The organism is Blastococcus sp. DSM 46786, from assembly GCF_900109665.1.
GTDB lineage: Bacteria > Actinomycetota > Actinomycetes > Mycobacteriales > Geodermatophilaceae > Blastococcus > Blastococcus carthaginiensis.
Map to the genome: position 1 here is coordinate 72,455 of NZ_FOAO01000008.1, position 23,865 is coordinate 96,319.

The 23,865-nt window shown below is 73.0% G+C and carries 17 protein-coding genes; 2 read left to right on the forward strand and 15 right to left on the reverse strand.

Features of this window, described 5'->3' with window-relative positions; translation table 11 throughout:
• From BMW62_RS09050 to BMW62_RS09080, 7 genes are all read right to left on the reverse strand, one after another.
• Entirely contained in the window at nucleotides 1–1,194 is a 1,194-nt protein-coding gene (locus tag BMW62_RS09050; protein WP_091930530.1) for a phosphoglycerate kinase, read from the reverse strand.
• Nucleotides 1,194–2,198 (reverse strand): type I glyceraldehyde-3-phosphate dehydrogenase, encoded by a 1,005-nt coding sequence (gene gap / locus BMW62_RS09055; RefSeq protein ID WP_091930531.1) that lies wholly within the window; start codon nucleotides 2,196–2,198, stop codon nucleotides 1,194–1,196. The genes BMW62_RS09050 and gap overlap by 1 nt, the downstream gene beginning before the upstream one ends.
• A 303-nt stretch (nucleotides 2,199–2,501) precedes the next feature.
• Nucleotides 2,502–3,482 (reverse strand): DNA-binding protein WhiA, encoded by a 981-nt coding sequence (whiA, locus tag BMW62_RS09060; protein WP_091930636.1) that lies wholly within the window; start codon nucleotides 3,480–3,482, stop codon nucleotides 2,502–2,504.
• Between the two features lie 134 nt (nucleotides 3,483–3,616).
• Complete coding sequence (gene yvcK, locus BMW62_RS09065; RefSeq protein WP_091930532.1) at nucleotides 3,617–4,585, reverse strand: gluconeogenesis factor YvcK family protein; 969 nt, start codon at nucleotides 4,583–4,585, stop codon at nucleotides 3,617–3,619.
• Nucleotides 4,585–5,553, reverse strand: a complete 969-nt coding sequence (gene rapZ / locus BMW62_RS09070; RefSeq protein ID WP_211435053.1) for an RNase adapter RapZ — start codon at nucleotides 5,551–5,553, stop codon at nucleotides 4,585–4,587. The genes yvcK and rapZ overlap by 1 nt, the downstream gene beginning before the upstream one ends.
• Complete coding sequence (uvrC, locus tag BMW62_RS09075) at nucleotides 5,550–7,583, reverse strand: excinuclease ABC subunit UvrC (RefSeq protein ID WP_091930533.1); 2,034 nt, start codon at nucleotides 7,581–7,583, stop codon at nucleotides 5,550–5,552. The genes rapZ and uvrC overlap by 4 nt, the downstream gene beginning before the upstream one ends.
• A gap of 134 nt (nucleotides 7,584–7,717) precedes the next feature.
• The gene (locus tag BMW62_RS09080) at nucleotides 7,718–7,993 is read right to left on the reverse strand and encodes a hypothetical protein (protein ID WP_091930534.1); all 276 of its coding nucleotides are present in this window, start codon (nucleotides 7,991–7,993) and stop codon (nucleotides 7,718–7,720) included.
• Between the two features lie 299 nt (nucleotides 7,994–8,292).
• Here BMW62_RS09080 and BMW62_RS09085 point away from each other — a divergent pair, with 299 nt between their 5' ends.
• Nucleotides 8,293–9,120: a cytochrome P450 gene (locus BMW62_RS09085; RefSeq protein ID WP_091930535.1), complete on the forward strand. Its 828-nt coding sequence runs from the start codon at nucleotides 8,293–8,295 to the stop codon at nucleotides 9,118–9,120.
• A gap of 55 nt (nucleotides 9,121–9,175) precedes the next feature.
• Here BMW62_RS09085 and uvrA read toward each other — a convergent pair whose 3' ends face one another.
• Together uvrA and BMW62_RS09095 are read right to left on the reverse strand one after the other, a co-directional pair.
• On the reverse strand, nucleotides 9,176–12,073 hold the full coding sequence (uvrA, locus tag BMW62_RS09090; RefSeq protein WP_091930536.1) for an excinuclease ABC subunit UvrA: 2,898 nt from the start codon (nucleotides 12,071–12,073) through the stop codon (nucleotides 9,176–9,178).
• A 165-nt stretch (nucleotides 12,074–12,238) separates the two neighbouring features.
• A complete protein-coding gene (locus BMW62_RS09095; RefSeq protein WP_091930537.1) occupies nucleotides 12,239–13,687 on the reverse strand; it encodes an amidase in 1,449 nt (482 codons plus the stop codon).
• 47 nt (nucleotides 13,688–13,734) lie between these two features.
• On the opposite strand from BMW62_RS09095, the gene BMW62_RS09100 reads away from it, so the two are divergent.
• On the forward strand, nucleotides 13,735–14,400 hold the full coding sequence (locus tag BMW62_RS09100; protein ID WP_091930538.1) for an MBL fold metallo-hydrolase: 666 nt from the start codon (nucleotides 13,735–13,737) through the stop codon (nucleotides 14,398–14,400).
• 12 nt (nucleotides 14,401–14,412) lie between these two features.
• On the opposite strand, the gene BMW62_RS09105 is transcribed toward BMW62_RS09100, so the two are convergent.
• From BMW62_RS09105 to uvrB, 6 genes are all read right to left on the reverse strand, one after another.
• Nucleotides 14,413–14,700: a hypothetical protein gene (locus BMW62_RS09105; protein WP_091930539.1), complete on the reverse strand. Its 288-nt coding sequence runs from the start codon at nucleotides 14,698–14,700 to the stop codon at nucleotides 14,413–14,415.
• 108 nt (nucleotides 14,701–14,808) lie between these two features.
• Complete coding sequence (locus BMW62_RS09110) at nucleotides 14,809–16,461, reverse strand: M28 family peptidase (protein ID WP_244523929.1); 1,653 nt, start codon at nucleotides 16,459–16,461, stop codon at nucleotides 14,809–14,811.
• 257 nt (nucleotides 16,462–16,718) lie between these two features.
• Nucleotides 16,719–18,686, reverse strand: coding sequence for a S9 family peptidase (locus BMW62_RS23440; protein WP_091930541.1), 1,968 nt, complete (start codon nucleotides 18,684–18,686; stop codon nucleotides 16,719–16,721).
• A gap of 57 nt (nucleotides 18,687–18,743) precedes the next feature.
• Nucleotides 18,744–19,853 (reverse strand): TerC family protein, encoded by a 1,110-nt coding sequence (locus BMW62_RS09120; RefSeq protein WP_091930542.1) that lies wholly within the window; start codon nucleotides 19,851–19,853, stop codon nucleotides 18,744–18,746.
• 220 nt (nucleotides 19,854–20,073) lie between these two features.
• Nucleotides 20,074–21,258, reverse strand: a complete 1,185-nt coding sequence (locus BMW62_RS09125; protein WP_091930543.1) for a TerC family protein — start codon at nucleotides 21,256–21,258, stop codon at nucleotides 20,074–20,076.
• A gap of 275 nt (nucleotides 21,259–21,533) precedes the next feature.
• A complete protein-coding gene (uvrB, locus tag BMW62_RS09130; protein WP_091930544.1) occupies nucleotides 21,534–23,651 on the reverse strand; it encodes an excinuclease ABC subunit UvrB in 2,118 nt (705 codons plus the stop codon).
• Nucleotides 23,652–23,865 lie beyond the last annotated feature (214 nt).

The window sequence follows — 23,865 nt, forward strand, 5'->3', positions numbered from 1 at the left end:
TCAGTCGGCCAGCACGGCGAGGCCCGGGAGGTCCCGGCCCTCGAGGTACTCCAGGGACGCGCCGCCACCGGTGCTGATGTGCCCGTACGCGCTCTCGTCGAGGCCCAGCGCCCGCACCGCGGCCGCCGAGTCCCCGCCGCCCACGACCGACAGCCCGTCGACGGCGGAGACCGCCTGCGCCACGCCGCGGGTGCCCGCCTGGAAGGGCGCCAGCTCGAAGACGCCCATCGGGCCGTTCCAGAACACGGTGCGGGCGTCGCCCAGCGTGGTGCCGAACAGCTCGACGGTCCGCGGGCCGACGTCCAGGCCCATCTGGTCGTCGGGGATGGCGTCGACCGGCACGGTGGTGGTCGGGGCGTCCGCGCTGAACTCCGGCGTGCAGACGACGTCCACCGGCAGGACGATGCGGTCGCCGGCCTCGGCCAGCAGCCGGCGGCAGGTCTCCACCTGGTCGACCTCCAGCAGCGACTTCCCGACCCCGTGGCCCTGCGCGGCGAGGAAGGTGAAGCACATCCCGCCGCCGACGAGCAGGCGGTCGACCTTGGGCAGCAGCGCCTCGATCACCGCGAGCTTGTCGCTGACCTTGGACCCGCCCAGCACCACCACGTAGGGCCGCTCGGGTTCCGTGGTCAGCCGGGTGAGCACCTCGAGCTCGCGGGCGACCAGCCGTCCGGCGGAGTGCGGGATCCGCTCGGCGACGTCGAAGACCGAGGCGTGGGCCCGGTGCACCGCACCGAACGCGTCGTCCACGTAGACGTCGGCCAGCGCCGCGAGCCGGTCGGCGAGCGCACCCCGCTCGGCGTCGTCCTTGCTCGTCTCGGCGGCCTCGAAGCGGACGTTCTCCAGCAGCAGCACGTCGCCGTCACCGAGGGCGGCCGCCTTCTCGCGGGCGTCCTCCCCGGCCACGTCGGCGGCCAGCGGCACGGTCGTGCCGAGCAGCTCGCCGAGGCGGGCGGCCACCGGCGCGAGCGAGAACTGCGGGTCGGGCGTGCCCTTGGGGCGGCCCAGGTGCGCCGCCACGACCACACGGGCCCCGGCCTCCCGCAACGCCTGCAGGGTCGGCAGGCTGGCGCGGATCCGGCCGTCGTCGGTGATCGCGCCGGTCTTCTTGTCCAGCGGGACGTTCAGGTCGGCGCGCAGGAGCACGCGCCGACCCGAGACACCCTCGGCGATGAGGTCGTCGACGGAGCGCATCAGAGGGACTTGCCCACCAGGGTGGTGAGGTCGACGAGGCGGTTGGAGTAGCCCCACTCGTTGTCGTACCAGCCCAGCACCTTGACCATCGGGCCGAAGACCTTGGTCAGCGTGGCGTCGTAGATGCACGACGAGGGGTCGGTGACGATGTCCGAGGAGACGATCGGCGCGTCCGTGTAGGTGAGGTACTTGCCCAGCGGGCCGGCGGCGGCCTCGCGGTAGGCGGCGTCGATCTCGTCGGCCGAGGCCTCGCGGGAGACCTGGACGGTGAGGTCGGTGGCCGAGCCCGTGGGGACGGGCACGCGGATGGCGTAGCCGTCCAGCTTGCCCTTGAGCTCCGGCAGGACCAGGCCGATCGCCTTCGCGGCGCCGGTGGAGGTCGGCACCATGTTGAGGGCGGCGGCGCGGGCGCGGCGCAGGTCCTTGTGCGGGCCGTCCTGCAGGTTCTGGTCGGCGGTGTAGGCGTGGATGGTGGTCATCAGGCCGCGCTCGATGCCGAAGGCGTCGTTGAGCACCTTGGCCAGCGGCGCGAGGCAGTTCGTGGTGCACGAGGCGTTGCTGATGATCGTCTGCGAGCCGTCGTACAGGTCGTCGTTCACGCCCATGACGATCGTGATGTCGTCGTCGGTGGCCGGCGCGGAGATGATGACCTTCTTGGCCCCACCGGCGTCGACGTGCTTGCGGGCGTCGGCGGCCTTGGTGAAGAAGCCGGTCGACTCGACGACGACGTCGACCCCGAGGTCGCCCCAGGGCAGGTTGGCCGGGTCGCGCTCGGAGAGGACCTTCATGGTCGTCCCGCCGATCTTGATGCCCTCGCCGTCGGCGGCGACGTCCTCCTTGAGGACGCCCAGGATGCTGTCGTACTTCAGCAGGTGGGCCAGGGCCTCGTTGCTGGTGAGGTCGTTGACCGCCACGATCTCGATGTCCTGACCGCTGGCCGCGGCGGCCCGCCAGAAGTTGCGGCCGATCCGGCCGAATCCGTTGATGCCTACCCGGACCGTCACTGCAGACCTCCCATGGGAACCGTCACGTCGGTTGCCGCGCTGACCGCGCGGCCTCGCTCCGTGCAGACCCTATCGGTCGCGGTGGGAGGCGGCTCCCGCTCCCTGTTGATCAGGTCACCTGATCGAGAAGGGTCCTGGCTCGGCGTCGACGGTGAGCCAGGACCCTCCCCGGTGAGCCAGGACCCTCCCCGGTGAGCCAGGACGCCCGGCCGCCGGCGCCGGCACCGGGGTGACGTGCTGGAACAGCCCCGCTGCAGGGCCCCACCGCGAGCGTGCGAGGCGGTTCGGGGCAGCGGGGTCCTCTTACTGCGCCAGCATGTCGTCGGTGACGACGGACTCCGTGTCCGGGATGCCGAGGTCCTTGGCGCGCTTGTCCGCCATGGCCAGCAGCCGCCGGATGCGGCCGGCGACCGCGTCCTTGGTCATCGGGGGGTCGGCCCGCTGGCCGAGCTCCTCCAGCGAGGCCTGCCCGAACTCGAGGCGGAGCCGGCCGGCGACCAGAAGGTGCTCGGGGGCGTCCTCGCCGAGGATCTCCAGCGCCCGCTCCACCCGCGCGCTCGCGGCGACGGCGGCCCGCGCGGACCGGCGCAGGTTGGCGTCGTCGAAGTTCGCCAGGCGGTTGGCGGTGGCCCGCACCTCGCGACGCATCCGCCGCTCCTCCCAGGCCAGCACCGCGTCGTGCGCGCCCATCCGCGTGAGCAGCGCGCTGATCGCGTCGCCGTCCCGCACGACCACCCGATCGGCGCCGCGCACCTCGCGGGCCTTGGCGGCGATGCCCAGCCGGCGGGCCGCGCCGACGAGCGCCATGGCGGCCTCCGGGCCGGGGCAGGTGACCTCCAGCGAGGACGACCGGCCGGGCTCGGTCAGCGAGCCGTGGGCGAGGAAGGCACCCCGCCAGGCCGCCTCGGCGTCGTTGATGCTGCCGGAGACGACGGCCGGCGGGAGGCCGCGCACCGGGCGGCCGCGCTGGTCGACCAGGCCGGTCTGGCGGGCCAGCCCCTCCCCGTGCTTGGCGATGCGGACGAGGTAGCGCACGCCCCGGCGGATGTTCCCGCCCGCGAGCACGCTCACGCCGCTGGTGTAGCCGTAGACCTCGCTGATGTCCCGGCGCAGCCGTCGGGCGACCGAGCCGGTGTCCAGCTCGGCCTCGATGACCACGCGGCCACCCACGATGTGCAGGCCGCCGGAGAAGCGCAGCAGCGCGGTCACCTCGGCCTTGCGCTCGGAGGTCTTCGTGCACTCCACCCGGGAGAGCTCGTCCTTCACCATGGCGGTCATCGCCATGCCGTCCACCCCCACGTTCCCCCGGAGGTTCCCGCCCCCGCAGTCCGGGTCAGCGCCATGTACGCCGTCCCCTCTCCCCCTCGTGCCGGCCGATCGGCCGTCCACCTGGTACCCGCTCGCATCCCGCTACCCGTTCACCGCACTCCGACCACGGAGGCCAGCGCCGCGGCCAGGCGCCCCGGGTCGTGCCGCGGCGCTCCGTCCGGCTCGGCGACCGGCGCCAGCAGCAGCTCGGCACCGCACCCGCGGACCGCGTCAAGCAGACCACGGCGGTCAACCACCGACTCCACGTCCGCGATCACGGTGTGCAACGCCACTCCGTCCAGATGGGCCTGCAGCACGGCCAGGTGCTCCTCCGGGGAGAAGCCGTCCGTCTCGCCGGGCTGCGGTTCCAGGTTGAGCACCACCACCACTCGCGCACCGGTCGCCGCCAGCGCCGCGCGGAGCCGGGGCACGAGCAGGTGCGGCAGCACCGAGGTGTACCAGGAACCGGGGCCCAGGGAGACCACGTCGGCCGCGGCGATGGCGTCGAGCACCGCCGGGTGCACCACCGGATCGGCGGGCGCGAGCTGGATCTCCCGGACCCGCCCCGGGGTCGCGGCGATCGCCACCTGGCCGCGGATGGTGCGCACCCGGGCGGGGTCGTCGCGGTCGGCGGTCTCCACCCGGGCGACCAGGTCGAGCGGTTCGTCGGCCATGGGCAGCACCCGGCCGGAGGCCCCGACCAGCGAGCACAGCTCGTCGAGGGCCCGGACGGTGTCGCCGCCGTACATCTCGGTCAGCCCGGTGAGCAGCAGGTTGCCGACCGGGTGGCCCGCGAGCACGCCGCTGCCGCCGAAGCGGTGCTGGAACAGCGCGGCGAGGGTCTGCTCGCGCTCGGCCTCCCCGGCGAGCGCGGCCAGGGCCATCCGCAGGTCACCCGGGGGCAGCACGGGCATCTCGCGCCGGATCCGCCCCGACGACCCGCCGTCGTCGGCCACCGTCACCACGGCGGTCAGCTCCGGGGTGATCCGCCGCCAGGCCGCCAGCGCCGCGGCGAGCCCGTGGCCGCCGCCGAAGGCGACCACCCGGGGCGGCCGCCCCGCGATCGTCGTCCGCGCCACTACTCGCGCCCCAGGTCGCGGTGCCGGGCCACGGCCGCGATGCCCTCGGCGTGCAGCCGGCGCGCGAACTCCTCGGCGATCGCCACGCTGCGGTGCTTGCCGCCGGTGCAGCCGACGGCGAGCGTGAGGTAGCGCTTGCCCTCGCGCCGGTAGCCGGGCAGCAGCAGCCTCAGCACCTCGGTGTAGCGGTCCAGGAAGTCGCCGGCGTCCTCCTGCCCGAGGACGTAGTCGCGGACGTCGGCGTGGCGCCCGGTGTGCTCCCGCAGCTCGGGCACCCAGTGCGGGTTGGGCAGGAAGCGGGCGTCGACCACGAGGTCGGCGTCCAGCGGCAGGCCGTACTTGAAACCGAAGCTCATCACGGTCGCGGTGAGCGGCGGGGTGCGGCCGTCGCGCGCGAAGGCGTTCTCCAGCGTGGCACGCAGCTGGTGCACGTTGAGGTCGCTGGTGTCGACCCAGAGGTCCGCCTCGCCGGCGATGCCGGTGAGCAGGGCGCGCTCCTCGGTGATGCCGTCGGTGAGGGTGCCGTTGCCCTGGAGCGGGTGCTCCCGGCGGTTGGACTCGTAGCGGCGGACCAGCACCTCGTCACGGGCGTGGACGTACACCACCCGCGGCCGGTGCCCCGCTGCCGACAGGAGCCGGATGGCCTCCTCCAGGTCGCTGGAGAACGCCCGGCTGCGGACGTCGACGACGGCGGCGAACCGGCGCAGGTCACCACGGGCGCCGAGCTCGACCATGGGCAGCAGGAGCGCCGGCGGCAGGTTGTCCACGACGAACCAGCCGAGGTCCTCGAGCACCCGGCCGGCGCTGTTCTTCCCGGCGCCGGAGAGCCCGGTGACGACGATGACCTCGAGCGGCGGTGTCTCGGTGCTCGCGGGGTCCAGCGCCGGTGACACGTCGTCCTGCGGCCCCACCGGGGCCGCGCCGGCCCGCGCGACGCCCGGCGTCCCGGCCTCGGTCCCGGCGGTCACGAGGCCACCCGGCCGACCTCGGCGGTCCCGCCGGAGCCGGGCCGGGGGGCGCCCTGCTCGGCCGGGCCCTGCGGGGCGAGGGTGGTCTCCGCCGCCGGCTGCGCCTCGTCGGGCGCGGGGGCCGGGTCGGCGACCGCCATCTGCACCGCCTCCGCCGTCCGCCGGCCGATGCCGGGTACCGCCATGAGCTCCTCCACTGTCGCGGCCCGCAGGCGCTTGAGCGACCCGAACTCCTTCATCAACGCCTTCCGTCGCGTCTCCCCGAGACCGGGGACGTCGTCGAGCAGGGACACCAGCATGCTGGTCGACCGCTTCTGCCGGTGGTAGGTGATGGCGAAGCGGTGGGCCTCGTCACGCACCCGTTGCAGCAGGTACAGCGCCTCGGAGGTGCGCGGCAGGATCACCGGGTCGCTCTCCCCCGGCAGCCACACCTCCTCCATCCGTTTGGCCAGCCCGCAGACCGCGACGTCGACGACGCCGAGCTCCTCGAGCGAGCGCGCGGCCGCGGCCACCTGCGGGGCGCCGCCGTCGACCACGAGCAGGTTGGGCGGGTAGGCGAACCGGCGCGGCCGGCCCTCCTCCGCGGCCACACCCTGCTCGTCGCGACGGTCGGCCTCCTCCTTGAGGTGGCGGGCGAACCGGCGGCGGACGACCTCGGCCATCGCCGCGGTGTCGTCGGTGCCCTCGGTGACGGAGAAGCGCCGGTAGTCGGACTTCTTCGCCAGGCCGTCCTCGAACACCACCATGGAGGCCACCACGTTGGTGCCCTGCACGTGGCTGATGTCGATGCACTCGATGCGCAGGGGCGCATCGGGCAGCTCGAGGGCCTCCTGCAGCTCCGACAGCGCCAGGGACCGGGCGGTGAGGTCGCTGGACCGCTTGACCCGGTGCCGGGCGAACGCCTCCTTGGCGTTGCGCTCGACGGTCTCCATGAGGCTGCGCTTGTCGCCCCGCTGCGGGACGCGCAGCGAGACCCGGCCGCCGCGCAGCTCCTCCAGCAGCTCGACGTAGACGTCGGCGTCGTCGGGCAGCTCGGGCACCAGCACCTCGCGCGGCACCGCCTCGCCGGCCTCCCCGACGCCGGTCTGCTCATCGACCCCGCCGTAGACCTGCAGGAGGAACTGCTCCACGAGCTCCCCGGTGGTGACCTCCTCGACCTTGTCGATGATCCAGCCGCGCTGGCCCCGCACGCGGCCACCGCGGACGTGGAAGACCTGGACGGCCGCCTCCAGCTCGTCCTGCGCGAAGGCGACGACGTCGGCATCGGTGCCGTCGCCGAGGACGACGGCCTGCTTCTCCATCGCCCGCTTCAGCGCCCCGATGTCGTCGCGCAGCCGGGCGGCCCGCTCGTACTCCATCGCCGCCGCGGCCTCGCCCATCTCGCGCTCGAGCCGCTTGATCATCGACTCGGTGCGCCCGGCCATGAAGTCGCAGAAGTCGTCGACGATCCGCCGGTGCTCCTCGGCGCTCACCCGGCCCACGCAGGGGGCGGCGCACTTGCCGATGTAGCCCAGCAGGCAGGGGCGGCCGATCTGGCCGGCGCGCTTGAAGACGCCGGTGGAGCAGGTGCGGGCGGGGAAGACGCGGGTCAGCGTGTCGAGCGTCTCGCGGATGGCCCACGCATGGGCGTAGGGGCCGAAGTAGCGCACGCCCTTCTTCTTGGGCCCGCGCATCACCTGCAGCCGCGGGTACTCCTCGTTCAGCGTGACCGCGAGGCTCGGGTAGCTCTTGTCGTCGCGGTAGCGGACGTTGAACCGCGGGTCGAACTCCTTGATCCAGTTGTACTCGAGCTGGAGGGCCTCGACCTCGGTGCCGACGACGGTCCACTCCACGCTCGACGCCGTCGTCACCATCTGGCGGGTGCGCGGGTGCAGCCCGGCGACATCGGCGAAGTAGCTGTTCAGCCGCTGCCTCAGGCTCTTGGCCTTGCCGACGTAGACGACCCGGCCGTTCGGGTCGCGGAACTTGTAGACGCCCGGGGACTCCGGGATGGAGCCGACCGCCGGGCGGTACGTGGACGGGTCGGCCATGCCTCCACACTAGGTCGCGGCACCGACACGCCGTCAGCGAGCGCACCCGTCCGCCACACCCGCCCCAGCCGCCCCGGGCAGCGCCGAGCCCGGCCCGGTGACACCGCACCGGACCGGGCTCGCGCGGGTCGGGCTCAGACGACCGGGCGGGACCGCCAGGACGTGTGCGCGACGATCCCGGCGGTCGCGCGCTGCGCAAGGCGCACCGCCCGGCGGCCGAGCACCAGCGCCGAGACGACGGCGGCACCGCCGGCCGTGAACGCCATGACGCCGGACGCACCACCGCCGACGGCGGTCGCGGACGCCGCGAGCACGGCGAGCAGGACGACGGTGGAGCGCACCCCGCCGCCGGACACGGGCGAGCCGCAGTTGGACAGGTCGGGGTCGCAGTCGGGCGTCAGCGCACTCATCGCTGTCCTCCTCCGAGGGACTACGTCACCCCGGCGGATCGACCGAGGTGACGTCGGTCACACCGAGGGTACGGCGAGGAGGGCCCGGGCTCAACCCCACCGGCGGCACGGATTCCGGTGCGCCGCGGGCGCGCGATAGGTCGCCACGACGGGCCCGCAGCCGCGCACCGGCCCGCCCGGCTCCGCCGTCGGCGCCCCGACCGGCGCGACGGGGGGTCCCGGTGGTCCGGCTCCCCGGGCACCGGGCAGCCCGACAGGGTCCGCCCGAGCCGGTCCCTCCTCCGAGAGAAAGGCGCGCGATGATCCCCACCCTCACGGCCCCCGACAGCTCCCTGGCCCTGCTGCGCGAGGGATACGCCTTCATCTCCCGGCGCTGTGACCGGCTGGGCACGGATGCGTTCCGTACCCGGCTGATGCTGCGACCGGCGGTCTGCGTCCGCGGCGCCGAGGCCGCGCGGGTGCGCTCCGTAGAGCTCACGTCGCCGGAGGACAGTGCCGTCGCAGCCATCGCCGGCCACCGCGGGGACGACGGGGAGCTGCTGGACCTGCCCGTGGCGGGAGTGGAACTGCTCAACCTCATCCGTCCGGTCGCCGCCGTCAGCCGGTTCGGCGTCCTCGCCGCTCTGACGCTGCTCCGGCACCCCCGCTGGCGGGACGCCTTCGCCGCCGGCGAGGACGAGGACCTGCGCGCCTTCGTCCTGGAGGTGCGCCGGTTCTTCCCCTTCTTCCCGCTCGTCGCCGGCCGGGTGCGGGAGCCGTTCACCTGGCAGGAGCAGCGCTTCGGGACCGGCGACCGGGTGTACCTCGACCTGTACGGGACCGACCACGACGCCCGGTCGTGGACCGATCCGGAGGTGTTCGACCCCGAGCGCTTCCGCGGCTGGCAGAGGGACCCGTGGACGTTGATCGCCCAGGGCGCCGGCGGCTACGCCGAGAACCACCGCTGCCCGGACGAGCCCATGACCGAGTGGCTGCTCGAGGACGTCGTGCGGCTGCTGACCCGGTCCGTCCGCTACGCGGTGGGGGTGCAGGATTTCGGCATCAGCCTGAACCGGCTGCCGACGCTGCCGGCCGACGGGTTCGTGGTCTCGCACGTGCGGCCTGTGCCGGGCACCGCCGCCGCATGACGACGACGGCCCGCACCCCCGGGGGGAGCGCGGGCCGTCGTCGGGCACCGGTCGGTCAGCTCGCCTTCTTGCGGACCCGCTTCTTCACCGGGCCGGCCGCCGCCGCGGCGATCGCGTCGGCGTCCAGCAACGGCACCAGGTACCGGCCGGTGTGGCTCTCCGGGACCGACGCGACGAACTCCGGGGTGCCCTCCGCGACGACGGTGCCGCCGCGGAAGCCGCCCTCGGGCCCCATGTCGACGATCCAGTCGGCGCTCTTGATGACGTCGAGGTTGTGCTCGATGACGATCACCGAGTTCCCCTTGTCGACCAGGCTCTGCAGGACCAGCAGCAGCTTGCGGATGTCCTCGAAGTGCAGGCCGGTCGTCGGCTCGTCGAGGACGTAGATGCTGCGCCCGTTGGACCGCTTCTGCAGCTCGCTGGCGAGCTTGACGCGCTGGGCCTCGCCACCGGAGAGCGTGGTCGCGGGCTGGCCGAGGCGGACGTAGCCCAGACCGACGTCGGTGAGCGTGCGCAGGTAGCGGGCGATCGCCGGGATGGCCGCGAAGAAGTCCGCCGCCTCCTCGATCGGCATGTCGAGGACCTCGGAGACGGTCTTCCCCTTGTAGTGCACCTCGAGGGTCTCCCGGTTGAACCGGGCGCCCTTGCAGACCTCGCAGGGCACGTACACGTCGGGCAGGAAGTTCATCTCGATCTTCAGCGTCCCGTCGCCCGAGCACGCCTCGCAGCGGCCGCCCTTGACGTTGAAGGAGAACCGGCCGGGGAGGTACCCGCGGACCTTCGCCTCCGAGGTCTGGGCGAACAGCTTGCGGACGTGGTCCCACACCCCGGTGTACGTGGCCGGGTTCGACCGCGGGGTGCGGCCGATGGGCGACTGGTCGACGTGCACCACCTTGTCCAGGTGCTCCAGGCCGGTGACGGTGCGGTGCCGGCCGGGCACCAGCCGCGCCCGGTTGAGCTCGTTGGCCAGCACGCTGTAGAGGATGTCGTTGACCAGGCTGGACTTGCCCGAGCCCGACACCCCGGTGACCGCCACCATGCAGCCGAGCGGGAAGGTGACGTCGACGCCCCGCAGGTTGTTCTCGCGGGCGCCCTTCACCACAAGCTCGCGCCCGGGCGTGAGCTCGCGCCGCTGCTCGGGGACGACGATCTGCTTGCGGCCGGAGAGGTACTGGCCGGTCAGCGACCGCTCGCTGGCCAGCAGGTCGTCGACCGTGCCGCTGACGACGACCTCGCCGCCGTGCTCGCCGGCCCCGGGACCGATGTCCACGACCCAGTCGGCCATCTTGATGGTGTCCTCGTCGTGCTCGACGACGATGAGCGTGTTGCCCATGTCGCGCAGCCGCACGAGGGTCTCGATCAGCTTGGTGTTGTCCCGCTGGTGCAGCCCGATCGAGGGCTCGTCGAGCACGTAGAGGACGCCGACGAGCCCGGAGCCGATCTGGGTGGCCAGCCGGATGCGCTGCGCCTCACCGCCGGCCAGCGTGGCCGCCGGCCGGTCGAGGGAGAGGTAGTCCAGGCCGACGTCGACGAGGAAGGAGAGCCGGGCCTGGATCTCGCGCAGCACGCGGTCGGCGATCGCCTTCTCCCGCTCCCCCAGCTCCAGCGCGCCCAGCCACTGCGACGCCTCACCGATGGAGAGGTTGGTGACCTCCGCGATGGACCGCCCGTTGAGCTTCACCGCGAGGATCTCGGGCTTCAGCCGGGTGCCGTGGCAGACGGGGCAGGGCACGTCGCGCATGTAGCCCTCGTACTTGTCCCGCATGTACTCGCTGTCGGTGTCGTCGTGCCGGCGCTCCAGGAACGGCAGCACCCCCTCGAACGCGGCGTAGTAGCTGCGCTCGCGGCCGTACCGGTTCTTGTAGCGGACGTGCACCTGGTCGGGCGAACCGTGCAGGATCGCCTTCTGCACCTTGGCCGGCAGCCGCTCCCACGGCTCGTCCATGGAGAAGCCGATCTGCTGCGAGAGGCCGGTGAGCAGCCGGGTGAAGTACTCGTTGCTCATCGAGCTCGACCACGGGGCGATGGCGCCCTGGTTCAGGCTCTTGCCGGGGTCGGGGACGACGAGCTCCGGGTCGACCTCCTTGCGGGTGCCGATGCCGGTGCACTCGCCGCAGGCGCCGAAGGGCGAGTTGAAGGAGAACGACCGCGGCTCCAGCGCCTCGAAGGAGAGCCCGTCGTCGACGCAGGCCAGGTGCTCGGAGAAGGTGCGCTCGCGCGCGGGGTCGTCGTCGGGCAGGTCGACGAAGTCGAGGACGACCAGGCCCCCGGCCAGGCCGAGCGCGGTCTCCACCGAGTCGGTGAGCCGGCGCTTGGCGCTCTCCTTGACCGTGAGGCGGTCGACGATCACCTCGATGCTGTGCTTCTCCTGCTTCTTGAGCGTCGGCGGCTCGGTCAGCGGGTGCACCGTGCCGTCGACGCGGACGCGGGAGAAGCCCTGGGTCTGCAGCGAGCTGAACAGGTCGACGTACTCACCCTTGCGGGCCCGGACGACCGGGGCCAGCACCTGGAACCGGGTGCCGTCCTCCATCGCCAGCACCTGGTCGACGATCTGCTGGGGCGTCTGCCGCGAGATCGGCTTGCCGCAGTTCGGGCAGTGCGGCTGCCCGGCCCGCGCGTAGAGCAGGCGGAGGTAGTCGTAGACCTCGGTGATGGTGCCGACGGTCGACCGCGGGTTGCGGTTGGTCGACTTCTGGTCGATCGACACCGCCGGGGAGAGCCCCTCGATGAAGTCGACGTCGGGCTTGTCCATCTGGCCGAGGAACTGGCGGGCGTAGGCCGAGAGCGACTCGACGTACCGCCGCTGCCCCTCGGCGAAGATCGTGTCGAAGGCGAGGCTGGACTTGCCCGACCCCGACAGGCCCGTGAAGACGATGAGCGCGTCACGGGGGAGGTCGATGTGGACGTCCTTGAGGTTGTGCTCGCGGGCGCCGCGGACGACGAGCCGGTCCATGTGATCCCTGTCGGTCGCTGGTGTGTGGAGCGGTGGTGCGCTGGACGGCGGCCGTCGTGGTCCGGTCGCGGTTCAGCCGGTGCAACGCCGGCGCTGCCCGCGGTCGTCCTCCGCACGGTGTGAGCTGCGCCCGGTCACCGGGCCGGCCGCTACCGGGCCGGGCCCTCAGGCCGGCGTCGCGGTGGGGTCGAAGACGGGCGCGTACCGGCGCCAGGGCCGGCGGGACTCCAGCTCGCCGACGATCCAGAGTAGCCGTTCCTCGGCACCCGGCGGGCCGACGAACTGGACCGGCACCGGGGGGCCGTCGGGCCGGGCGCCGGCCGGCAGCACCGCCGCCGGGATGCCCGCGAGGTTCCAGGCCGCCGTCCACGGCGCCCAGCGGGCGTTGGCCGCGATGTTCGCCAGGAACCCGCGCTCGTGCCACGGCCGGGCGGGCAGCGGCGGACCGGTGGTGACGGGAGTGAGCAGCAGGTCGACGTCGTCGAAGAAGCGCCCCATCCGCTGCCGGAACCGCTCCTGCGTGCGCGGCCGGATGAGCCCCAGCCGGCGCACCAGCCGGCCGATGCGGGCGTGGGTGCGGCTGCGGGGCTGAAGCCGCACGCGGTCGATGCCGAGGAACTCCGCGTCGTCCTCGGCGCCGGCCATCCACCGCGCCAGGGCGCCGGCGGCGGCGGCCGGGGTGACCGGCGGGTTGCGGCGCACCACGGTGTGCCCGGCCGCGCGCAGCTGGTTCACCACGGCGTCGACCGCCGCCCGCGTGGCCTCGTCGGCGCCGACGCCGGGCAGCGGCGAGCGGGTGCTGACGGCGATCCGCAGCGGACGCCCCGGCGCCGCCGGTGCCGTGGGCTGCTCCCCCGCCAGCACCGCGTGCGCCACGGCCAGGTCGGCCGCCGTGGTGGCCAGCGCCCCGTTCACCGCCATGCCCGACCAGTCGTCGGCGCCGATGCCGCCGGGCAGGACGCCGACCCCGGGCTTGAGCGTGACCAGCCCGCAGGCGGCGGCCGGCAGCCGGAGGGAGCCCATGCCGTCGTTGCCGTGCGCGATCGGGACCGAGCCGGAGGCCACCGCCGCCGCGCTGCCACCGGAGCTGCCCGCCGGCGAGAGCGCGGTGTCCCAGGGGTTGCGTGTGACCGTGCCCGGGCCGTCGGTGGCGGCGTACAGGCAGAGCTCGGGCACCCGGGTGATGCCGATGACCACCGCGCCCGCCTTGCGCAGCCGGGTGACGACCTCGTGGTCCCGGCGCTCGGGGCCGGCGTCGCGGGCCGGCGAGCCGTCGGTGCACACCTCCCCGGCCACCGCGACGTTGTCCTTCACCGCGACGGGGACCCCGGCCAGCGGGAGGGCGAAGCGGGTGAGGCTCGCGTCGACCGCGGCGGCCTCGGCCAGCGCCGCCTCGCGCCGCACCACGCGGAAGGCGCCGATCCGTGCGTCGACCGCCTCGACGTGGTCGAGGTGCGCGCGGACCACCTCCACCGCGGTGAGCTCGCCGGCGCGCACCTGCGCCGCGATCTCCGTGGCCGTCAGCCCGACGACCCGCTGCCCGGCCTGCTGCCCGCCGGCCCTGTCCCCCGAGGCATCGCCCTGAGCTGTGCCGACACCTCCGCTAGCGTCCATGGCTGGACCGTAACGGCGCCCGCCGACACTTTCCGAACGGAGTCCGGATGAGCACCCCCACCTACACCGGCGACGTCGCCGTCGCCGGCCCCGCCGACGTGCGCGAGCTGCCCGGCCTGACCGTCAGCAAGGTCGCGGTCAGCGAGATGGCCAACAACGCCTACCTGCTGCGCTGCACCGCCACCGGCGAGGGCCTGCTCGTCGACGCCGCCGACGAGCCGGCGGTCCTCCTGGCGCTCGTCGGGGACGCCGACCTGCGCACCGTCGTCACCACCCACGGCCACTGGGACCACCACCGGGCGCTGCCCGACGTCGTCACCGCGACCGGTGCGGCGACCGTCGCCCACCCGGCGGACGCCCCGGCCCTGCCCGTACCGGTGACCCGACCGGTCGAGCACGGCGACACCGTGGCCGTCGGCGAGCAGGTGCTCGAGGTGGTGCACCTGCGCGGGCACACGCCGGGCAGCATCGCGCTGGTCTGGCGCGGGCCCGGCGACGCCGGCGTGCACCTCTTCACCGGCGACAGCCTCTTCCCCGGCGGCGTGGGGAAGACCTGGTCCGCGGAGGACTTCGCCAGCCTGGTCGACGACGTCGAGCAGCGGCTGTTCGCCGTCCTGCCGGACGGCACGTGGGTCTACCCGGGGCACGGCGCGGACACCACCCTCGGCGCCGAGCGCCCGCACCTCCGGGAGTGGCGCGAGCGCGGCTGGTGACCGCCGGCCCGGCTACTCGTCGTCGTCGTCGAAGAGGGCGACCAGCTCGTCGGCGGTGCCGGGCACGTGCAGCGGGAGCACCGAGACGGTCCACTCCGGCCGCTGCCCCTCCACGCCCAGTGCGAGGTCCCACGCCGCCCGCGGGGTGAGCGGGCCGAAGCAGGCGTCGTCACCGTCCTCCCCCAGATCGACCTCGACCAGCCACTGGTCCGACAGGTCGGCGGCGAGCTCGGCGAATTCGGGGGCCGCGTCCTCGTCGGGCTCCGGGGAGTCGATCCGGACGGGGTAGATGAGCGCCATCCTGCGCACGGTAGGCCCCCGCGCGCCGGCCGGCACCCCCGCACGGCACGAGCCGCCGCCGACGTCCCTGGGAGGACGCCGACGACGGCTCGCGTTCCCGGAGGTGGATCAGCTCACGACGTCGTGACCGTGCACGTGGTCGTGCTCGAGACCACCACCGCCGGCGGGCACGACGAACGTGCCCTCCGCGCCGGCGGGGGCGGGCAGCTCGAACGCCGGCCCGGGGACCGGCCGGCCCTTGACGCCGTTCACCGACTCGGTGGAGAAGGCGAACGTCAGCATCGCGAAGGCGATGAGATCGCTGTTGACGTCCAGCGCGTCCAGGGCGAGGTTGCCGAAGTCGTCGCAGGCCAGGTGGTAGCACGGGTCGAACTGGTCACCCGCGACACCGCCCCAGATCGCCGCCTGCTCCTCGGTCTTGCGCACCTCGGCGCCGGTGAAGAGACCACCGGAGGGGATGCCGGCGTTGATGAACGCCTGGTAGTCGCTGCGGCCGGAGTACTCCGCGTCGTCGTAGGGCACGCCGACCTTGGTGTAGAAGGACTCGTAGAGGTCCTCGATCGCCGTCGAACCCGCCGGGATCGGGGCGGACGCGTCCCAGGTCGACTCGTCCGAGTCGTAGACCATCTGCACGTAGTTCGGCGAGGCCACCATGTCGTAGTTCATGTACAGGGCGATCCGGTCGAGCTCCTTCTGCGACAGCTTCTCCACGTAGCTCGTCGACCCGACCAGACCCTGCTCCTCGGCGGCCCACCACGCGAACCGCAGCGTGTTGTGCGGCTTGAGGCTGGCCATCGACAGCGCCGTCTCCAGCAGCGCCGCGGAGCCCGAGCCGTTGTCGTTGATGCCCGCGCCGACCGTGACGCTGTCGAGGTGGGCGCCGGCCATGACGACGTCGTCCCGGTCCCGGCCCCGCACCTCGGCGATGATGTTGTAGTCGGTGCGGGTCTCCGCCGGCAGCACCTCGACGAACGCGGTGGCACCGGGCTGGGCGAGGGCCTCACCCTGCGCGAAGCTGGCGCCGACGACCGGGATCCCGTGCTCGACCGTGCTGCCGTCGCCGAGGGTCGCGGCGTTGGCGACGATCAGCTCCATGCGGTCGGGGCCGTTGCCCTGGTTGAAGATGATCACCGCCTCGGCACCGGCAGTCTGCGCGTTCACGACCTTGTCGCCGAAGTTGCAGGTGCCCCGCTGGACGAGTGCGATGTCCGCCGGGCCGCTGAGGTCCACCCCGGTGAAGTCCTCGGCCTCGCAGCCGCTGGAGGAGGCCCGGTCGCCGACCAGGTTGATGTCGACGGGGACCACGGTGCCCTCGACGGTGCCCGAGCCGCTGCCCGTGAAGACGCCGGTCTCGTACTCCTCCGCGACCGGGGTCAGCTGCCGCAGCACGGCCGGGAAGTTGAAGGTGATCTCCACCGGGTCGAGGGTGACGTCCATGCGGGCGTCCTCCAGCAGACCCGCGACGTACTCGACGCTGTCGGCGTAGCCGTCGGTGCCCGCCGCGCGGCTGTCCGGGTAGACCGGGTCGTCGCTGTTGTCGGCGATCTTCTGGAACGCGCGCTGGTGCTCGAGGACGTCCTCGAGGTCCACGCACTCCAGCAGCTTCGCGTAGGTGTTGTTGTGCCTGCGGTCGCACGAGTCCCGGGGCGCGGCGGTGGCCGTGGTGATCGGGAGCGCCAGGGCGATCATGACGCCACTGGTGCCCAGTGCGATGGTGCGAGCCGCCGTCCGTCGTGCGGACGCGGTCCGTCGTTCGTTCACGCTCGATCCCTTCGATCGGTGATCGGCGGCGCAGTCGCCGCGAGCCGGCACCGTTGCCGGCACCGGCACTCCACCGGAGTGACGAGGCGCTTGCATAGAGGAAGCTCGCGATCCGAAATATGGCGGAGCCCGCCCGTGGGCACCGGGACGTGCGCCGATCCCCCGGCCGACCTGGGGTTTCACCTGTGATCCACGTCACGACACGCCGACCGCAGGACTCCACGCTGAGTCACCGGCCGTGACGGCGTGTCGGTTCCTCAGCCCCCGGCTGCGGCCGTCCCGCCCGCCGGCAGCCACCGCCCCCACCAGCGGAGCAGGTGCTCCAGGCGCGCCACGCGATGCCGTGGCCGCCCGTTCCGTGGCAGGTCGTGCCCCTCGCCGGGGAAGAGGAGCAGCTCCGCCGGGACCCCCCGCCGCACCAGCTCGGCGAACAGGCGCTCGCCCTGCTCCGGCGGCGTGCGCCGGTCGTCCTCGGCGGAGACGACCAGTGTCGGGGTGCGGGTGCCGGCGGCCTGCGCCAGCGGGCTCTGCGCCCGCAGCCGCTCGGGATCGGTCCCGAGGTGCGAGTCGACGACGTGCCAACCGACGTCGGAGGTGCCGGCGAAGCTCTGCGGATCGATCAGCGCCCGCTCCACGACGGCCGCCGCGAAGCGGTCCGTGCGGCCGACGAGGAGCGCGGCGAGCGAGCCGCCGTAGCCACCGCCCATGACGCCCACCCGACCCGCGTCCAGCGCGGGGTCGGCGAGCACCGCGTCGAGGAACGCCAGGACGTCGTCGGCGTCCCGGCCGCCCCACGCGCCGCGGATCGCCCGTCCGTGCGCCGCGCCGTAGCCGGAGGACCCGCGCGGGTTGCAGCGCACGACGGCGTAGCCGGCCGAGACCAGCACCTGGGTGTCGGCGTCCAGCTCCCAGCCGTGCTGGCGGAACGGCCCGCCGTGGAGCACGAGCAGCACCGGGTGGGGCCCCTCCCCCGGAGGCGGGGTCACCCAACCGTGCACCGGGTACCCGTCGGGCGCCTCGGCGCCGCGCTCGTGCATCCGGTGCAGCCGCCCGGTGACCCCCAGCTCACGGCCGAAGGCGGTGAGCAGCCGGCGGCTCCCGTCGCGCAGGGCGAGCAGCTCCCCGGCGGAGCGGTCGTGGGCGATGGTGGCGACGACGACCCCGCCGGCGGCGCCGATGCCCCGGACGGTGAACGAGCCGCCGACCAGCGTCTCGGGCGGTCCGCCGTCGAGGGGCACCCGCAGGAGCTCCACCGAGCCCCGCCGCTGATCGCCGACCAGCACCGCCCCGTCGGCCAGCACGGTCGCCGAGGTGGCGTCGCCCCGGGCGTGCTGCCCGGGGTCGAGGAGCGCGGTCAGCGGGCCGCCCTGGGCGGGCACCCGGCAGGGCACGGATGCCCGGGCCACCACGTCCACCCCGTCCGGCCCCAGGTCGGGGACCGCGGTGAGCACGATCGAGCCGCCGTCCGGGGTGTACACCGGGAGCGAGCAGTCCGCGCGGGCGTCTGTGACCCGCCGCATCCCGGTGCCGTCGGGGCGGACGGCGTGCACGTCGCGGACCAGGTCCCGGCCGGCGCGGTCGTGGCGCGCCGACACGAACGCCAGCTCCTCGCCGTCCTGGCTCCAGGTCACGTCGGCGCAGTCGGCCTCCCCCGTGGTCACCTGCACGGGCACCGGCGGGGGCGCGGCGTCGTCGGCGAAGTCGGCCGGCAGGGCGATCACGAAGACCTGCGCCGGCTGGTCGCGGAGGTAACCGATCCCGTCCCGCCGGTACGCCAGGGAGGTGATCAGCCGGGGTGGCTCCGCGGCCGGCCCGACCCCGGGCACCGTGCCGTACCGGCCGTGCTCGGGCACCCGTGCGACGTAGGCCAGCCGGCGCGAATCGGGCGCCCACACCGGCGGCCCCGCTCCCAGCGGGTGGTCGGTCAGCCGGCGCGGCGCTCCGCCGGCCGCCGGCAGCACCCGGAGCTGGGCGCAGCCGCCGGGCTCCGTGCCGAGGTAGGCCAGCCACCGCCCGTCCGGGGAGAAGCACGGATCGGTGTCGTGCCGGCCGGTCGTGAGCGGGCGCGCCGGCGCGGAGCCGTCGGTGGGCACCGCCCAGAGCTGGCTGCGGTACCCGTCGGCCCCCGGATCCGGCCAGCGCACGGCGACGACCGCGATCCGCCCGTCGGGCGAGACCGTCGGCGTCCCCGGCGTCCGCAGGAGGGCGAGGTCCGACGGGCGCATGCCGGCGACGCTAGCCGAGCTGCCCGCCCCGGCCGCTGGGCGGCCGGGGCGGGGACGTCAGCGCCGGGCGCCGCCGTCGCCGCCGTCGCCGCGGTCGGCGCGGTCGGCGAGGCGCGACTCGGCCGCCGCGGCGGCCTCCGGGCCGCCGGTGGCGATCTTCTCGGCCTCCTCCGGCTCGAGGACCGGCTCGTCGACGGTGATCTGCTGGCCGCGGGTCTTGAGCAGGCTGGCCACCGTGGCGATGATCAGCACGCCCAGGATGATGCTCAGCGAGAGCCAGATCGGGATGTGCGGCACCGCCTCGATGGGCTCGCGCTCGCCGGCGAAGGGCAGCTGGTTCTCGTGCACCGCCTCGAGGATCAGCTTGACGCCGATGAAGGCCAGGATGACGGCGAGCCCGAGGGAGAGGTACACGAGCCGCTTGAGCAGCCCGCCGAGCAGGAAGTACAGCTGCCGCAGGCCCATGAGCGCGAAGACGTTCGCGGTGAAGACGATGAACGGCTCGCGGGTCAGCCCGAAGATCGCCGGGATGCTGTCGAGCGCGAAGATCAGGTCCGTGGTGCCGAGCGCCAGGATGACCACGATCATCGGCGTCCACATCTTCTTGCCGTTCTCCGTCACGCGGATCTTGGCGCCGTGGTAGTCCTTCGTGATCGGCAGGACCTTGCGCATCCGCCGGATGAAGGCGTTCTCCTCGTACTCCTCGTCGTCGTCGCGGTGCCGCACGAGGTTGATCGCCGTGTAGATCAGGAAGACGCCGAAGATGTAGAAGACCCACACGAAGCGCTCGATGACCACCGCACCGAGCAGGATGAAGATCCCGCGCAGGACGAGCGCGATGATGATGCCGATCATCAGCGCTTCCTGCTGGTACTTCCGGGGCACCTGGAAGCGGGCCATGATGATCACGAAGACGAAGAGGTTGTCGACCGAGAGGGAGTACTCGGTCAGCCAACCGGCGTAGAACTCCGTGGCGTAGACGCCGTCGGTGAACGCCAGCATGAGCAGGCCGAAGATCAGCGCCAGGCTGACGTAGAAGCTCACCCAGAGGCCGGCCTCCTTGAGGGAGGGCTCGTGCGGGCGGCGGGCGACGATGGCCAGATCGGCGAGCAGCAGGGTCGTGAGCCCCACGAACGTCGCGATCTCGAACCAGGCGGGAAGTTCCATGCGGGTGAGGTCCTCCGGGGACGTGTGTCGGCACCGGAGGTCTCTCCCACCGCCGGCCCGGGGCCGACGACCGGCAGCACCGGAGACCGTGGGATCTCGTGATGACGACGCTGCCGCGGGGGGATACTCCCCTCCATCGTGCGACCCCGTCGCCGCGCAGGCCTCATCGACTGCCAGCACCGGGGTACGTGGCGCACACCGTACCCCGGCGCACCGCCGTCTACCGCCGGAGCGATCCGTCCGCCCGGCGCGCCGTCCCCTCGTCCGTGTCGGCGGCCCCGGACCGGTCGTCGCCCACGCCCCGGCCGAGCACGTCGCCGGTGGTCCGACCCGTCCCGACCGCCGGGTCGGCACCCGCCGGGCGCTCCTCGGCGGCGAGGCCGGCCGGGGCCTGCGGCACCGCGGCCTCGGCTGCGAGGGCGGCGTGCTCCTCGCGGTCCCGGCGGCTCCTGGCCAGGCTGGCCACGGTCGTCGCGACCAGGGTGACGAGGATGACCGTCAGCGAGAGCCAGGTGGGCACCTCGGGGATCAGGGTGATGTGCTCACCGCCGTTGAGGAACGGCAGCTCGTTGGTGTGCAGCGCGTGGATGACCAGCTTGATCCCGATGAAGCCGAGGATGACCGCGAGCCCGTAGGCCAGGTACACCAGCCGGTCCAGCAGCCCGTCGATGAGGAAGAACAGCTGGCGCAGACCCAGCAGCGAGAAGGCGTTCGCGGCGAAGACGAGGAACGTCTCCTGGGTGAGGCCGAAGATCGCCGGGATGGAGTCGACGGCGAAGATGACGTCGGCGGTGCCGATCGCGATCAGCGCGATCGCGAGCGGCGTCAGGTAGCGCTTGCCCTGCTGCCTCACGGTCATCCGGTCGGAGTGGTACTCCTCCGTGGTGCGCAGCCGCTTGCGCGCGAACCGGAGGACGGCGTTCTCCTCGTAGTCCTCCTCCTCGCTGTGCCCGCCGCTGCGCGCCTGCGCCCAGGCGGTCCAGATGAGGATGCCGCCGAAGAGGTAGAACACCCAGCTGAAGTTGGCGATGGCGGCAGCGCCCACGGCGATGAAGACCGTGCGCAGCGCCAGCGCGAAGGCGATGCCGAACAGCAGCACCTTCTGCTGCAGCTCCCGGGGCACCCCGAAGCTCGCCATGATGATGACGAACACGAAGAGGTTGTCGACCGACAGGCTCTTCTCGGTGATGTAGCCGGCGAAGTACTCACCGCCGAACGTGGCGCCGTAGAAGATCCAGATCAGGATCCCGAAGACGATGGCGAGCGCGACGTAGACAGCCGACCAGATCGCCGATTCACGCAGGGTGGGCGCGTGCGGCGTGCGCACGTGGCCGAAGAAGTCGAAAGCGAGCATGGCGACGATCGCGGTGACTGTGATCGCCCACACCCAGAACGGGACGTCCAAGAAGAGCCTCCGGAGAACTGGCGGTTGTCAGTCAGCCGGAGGTCTCTCCCACCGCCCGGACGGGCGGCCGACGGGCCGGGGACCGCAGGGGATCCCGTAATGACGACCCGTTCGCGTCGGGATACTCCCCTCCACGAACCGGGAACCGTGCAGACGTCACCGCCCGCACGTTCCGTGTGGTTCATGGTCAGCAACGCGCTGGCCTCCGGGACAGTTCCCGCCGTCCCGGAGAAGTTCTGCGGAGCCGTCGGACGGCCCTGGTGGAGCGGGTGGAGCTAGGCGTGCGCGGCGTCGAACTGGCGAAGCTCCTTCTTGAGCTCGTTGAGCTCGTCGCGCAGGCGGGCGGCCACCTCGAACTGCAGCTCCCGCGCCGCGGAGAGCATCTGCTCGTTCATCGTCTGGATCATGTCGGCCAGCTCCGCCCGGGGCAGTCCCTGCACGTCGATCGAGCCGGCCTTGGCCTTGCTCTTCGACGACAGCCCGGGAACCGGCGACTTGCCGCGGGACTGCTGCCGACCGGACCCACCCAGCAGCTCGGTCGCCGCCTCGGTGTCCTCGGCGGCCTTGTAGATGCCGTCCAGGATGTCGACGATCTTCTTGCGCAGCGGCTGCGGGTCGACGCCGTTGGCCGTGTTGTAGGCGATCTGCTTCTCGCGCCGCCGGTTGGTCTCCTCGATCGCCTGCGCCATCGACGGCGTGATCTTGTCCGCGTACATGTGCACCTGGCCGGAGACGTTGCGGGCCGCGCGGCCGATCGTCTGGATCAGCGACTTGCCCGACCGCAGGAATCCCTCCTTGTCCGCGTCGAGGATGGCGACCAGGGAGACCTCGGGCAGGTCCAGGCCCTCGCGCAGCAGGTTGATGCCGACCAGCACGTCGTACTCGCCCTGCCGGAGCTCGCGCAGCAGCTCGACCCGGCGCAGCGTGTCGACCTCGGAGTGCAGGTACCGCACCTTGATGCCGAGCTCGAGCAGGTAGTCGGTGAGGTCCTCGGCCATCTTCTTGGTGAGGGTCGTGACGAGGATCCGCTCGTCCTTCTCGGTGCGCAGCCGGATCTCGTGGACCAGGTCGTCGATCTGCCCCTTGGTCGGCTTCACCACGACCTCGGGGTCGATCAGGCCGGTGGGGCGGATGACCTGCTCGACGACGTCGCCCTGGACCCTGCCCAGCTCGTAGTCGCCCGGCGTCGCCGAGAGGTAGACGGTCTGGTGGATCCGGTCGGTGAACTCCTCCCACTTCAGCGGGCGGTTGTCCATCGCCGACGGGAGGCGGAAGCCGTGCTCCACGAGCGTGCGCTTGCGGCTCATGTCGCCCTCGTACATGCCGCCGATCTGCGGCACGGTCACGTGCGACTCGTCGATGACGAGGAGGAAGTCGTCCGGGAAGTAGTCGATGAGGCAGGCGCCGGCGCTGCCGGGCGTGCGGCCGTCGATGTGCCGCGAGTAGTTCTCGATACCGGAGCAGAAGCCGACCTGCCGCATCATCTCGATGTCGTAGGTGGTGCGCATGCGCAGCCGCTGGGCCTCCAGCAGCTTGCCCTGCTTCTCCAGCTCCGCCAGCCGCCCTTCGAGCTCGGCCTCGATGCTGCCGATGGCGCGTTCCATCCGCTCCGGCCCGGCGACGTAGTGGCTGGCCGGGAAGACGAACAGCTCCTCGACCTCGCGGACGACCTCGCCGGTCAGCGGGTGCAGGTAGTAGAGCCGCTCCACCTCGTCGCCGAACATCTCGATGCGGACGGCGAGCTCCTCGTACACCGGGAAGACCTCGATCGTGTCGCCGCGCACCCGGAAGGTGCCGCGGGTGAACGAGAGGTCGTTGCGGGTGTACTGCTCGGTGACCAGCGTGCGCAGCAGCTCGTCGCGGTCGCGCTCCTCCCCCACCTTGATCTTCAATGCGCGCTCGACGTACTCCTGGGGGGTGCCCAGGCCGTAGATGCAGGAGACGGTGGAGACGACCACGACGTCGCGACGGGTGAGCAGGCTGTTGGTCGCCGAGTGCCGCAGCCGCTCGACCTCCTCGTTGATCGAGGAGTCCTTCTCGATGTAGGTGTCGGTCTGCGGGACGTAGGCCTCGGGCTGGTAGTAGTCGTAGTACGAGACGAAGTACTCGACCGCCGCGTCGGGCAGCAGCTCCTTGAACTCGTTGGCCAGCTGGGCGGCGAGGGTCTTGTTCGGGGCCATCACCAGCGTCGGCCGCTGCACCTGCTCGATCAGCCAGGCCGTCGTCGCCGACTTGCCGGTGCCGGTGGCACCGAGCAGGACCGTGTCGTCGGCGCCGGACCTCACCCGCTCGGCGAGCGCCGCGATGGCGGCCGGCTGGTCGCCCGCGGGCTGGAACTCGCTGACGACGCGGAAGCGCCCCTGGGTGGGCCGGAGCTCGGTGGACGTGCGCACGCGACGACGGTACGTCGGCGGTGTGACAGGACGCGTCGCGAGCGCTCCGCGCGAGGGCTGGGGCGCCCGGGACACCGAGCGGCAGGGCGGGTACTTGTCTGCTCCCGCCCGCACCCCTAGCGTGCCCAGTCGCAGGAGCGGTCCGCGCCGAGGACCAGCGCCACCCGGGAGCCCCCCGGGCGAGGTCGGACCCCGGTGCGCCCCCCGGTCCCGG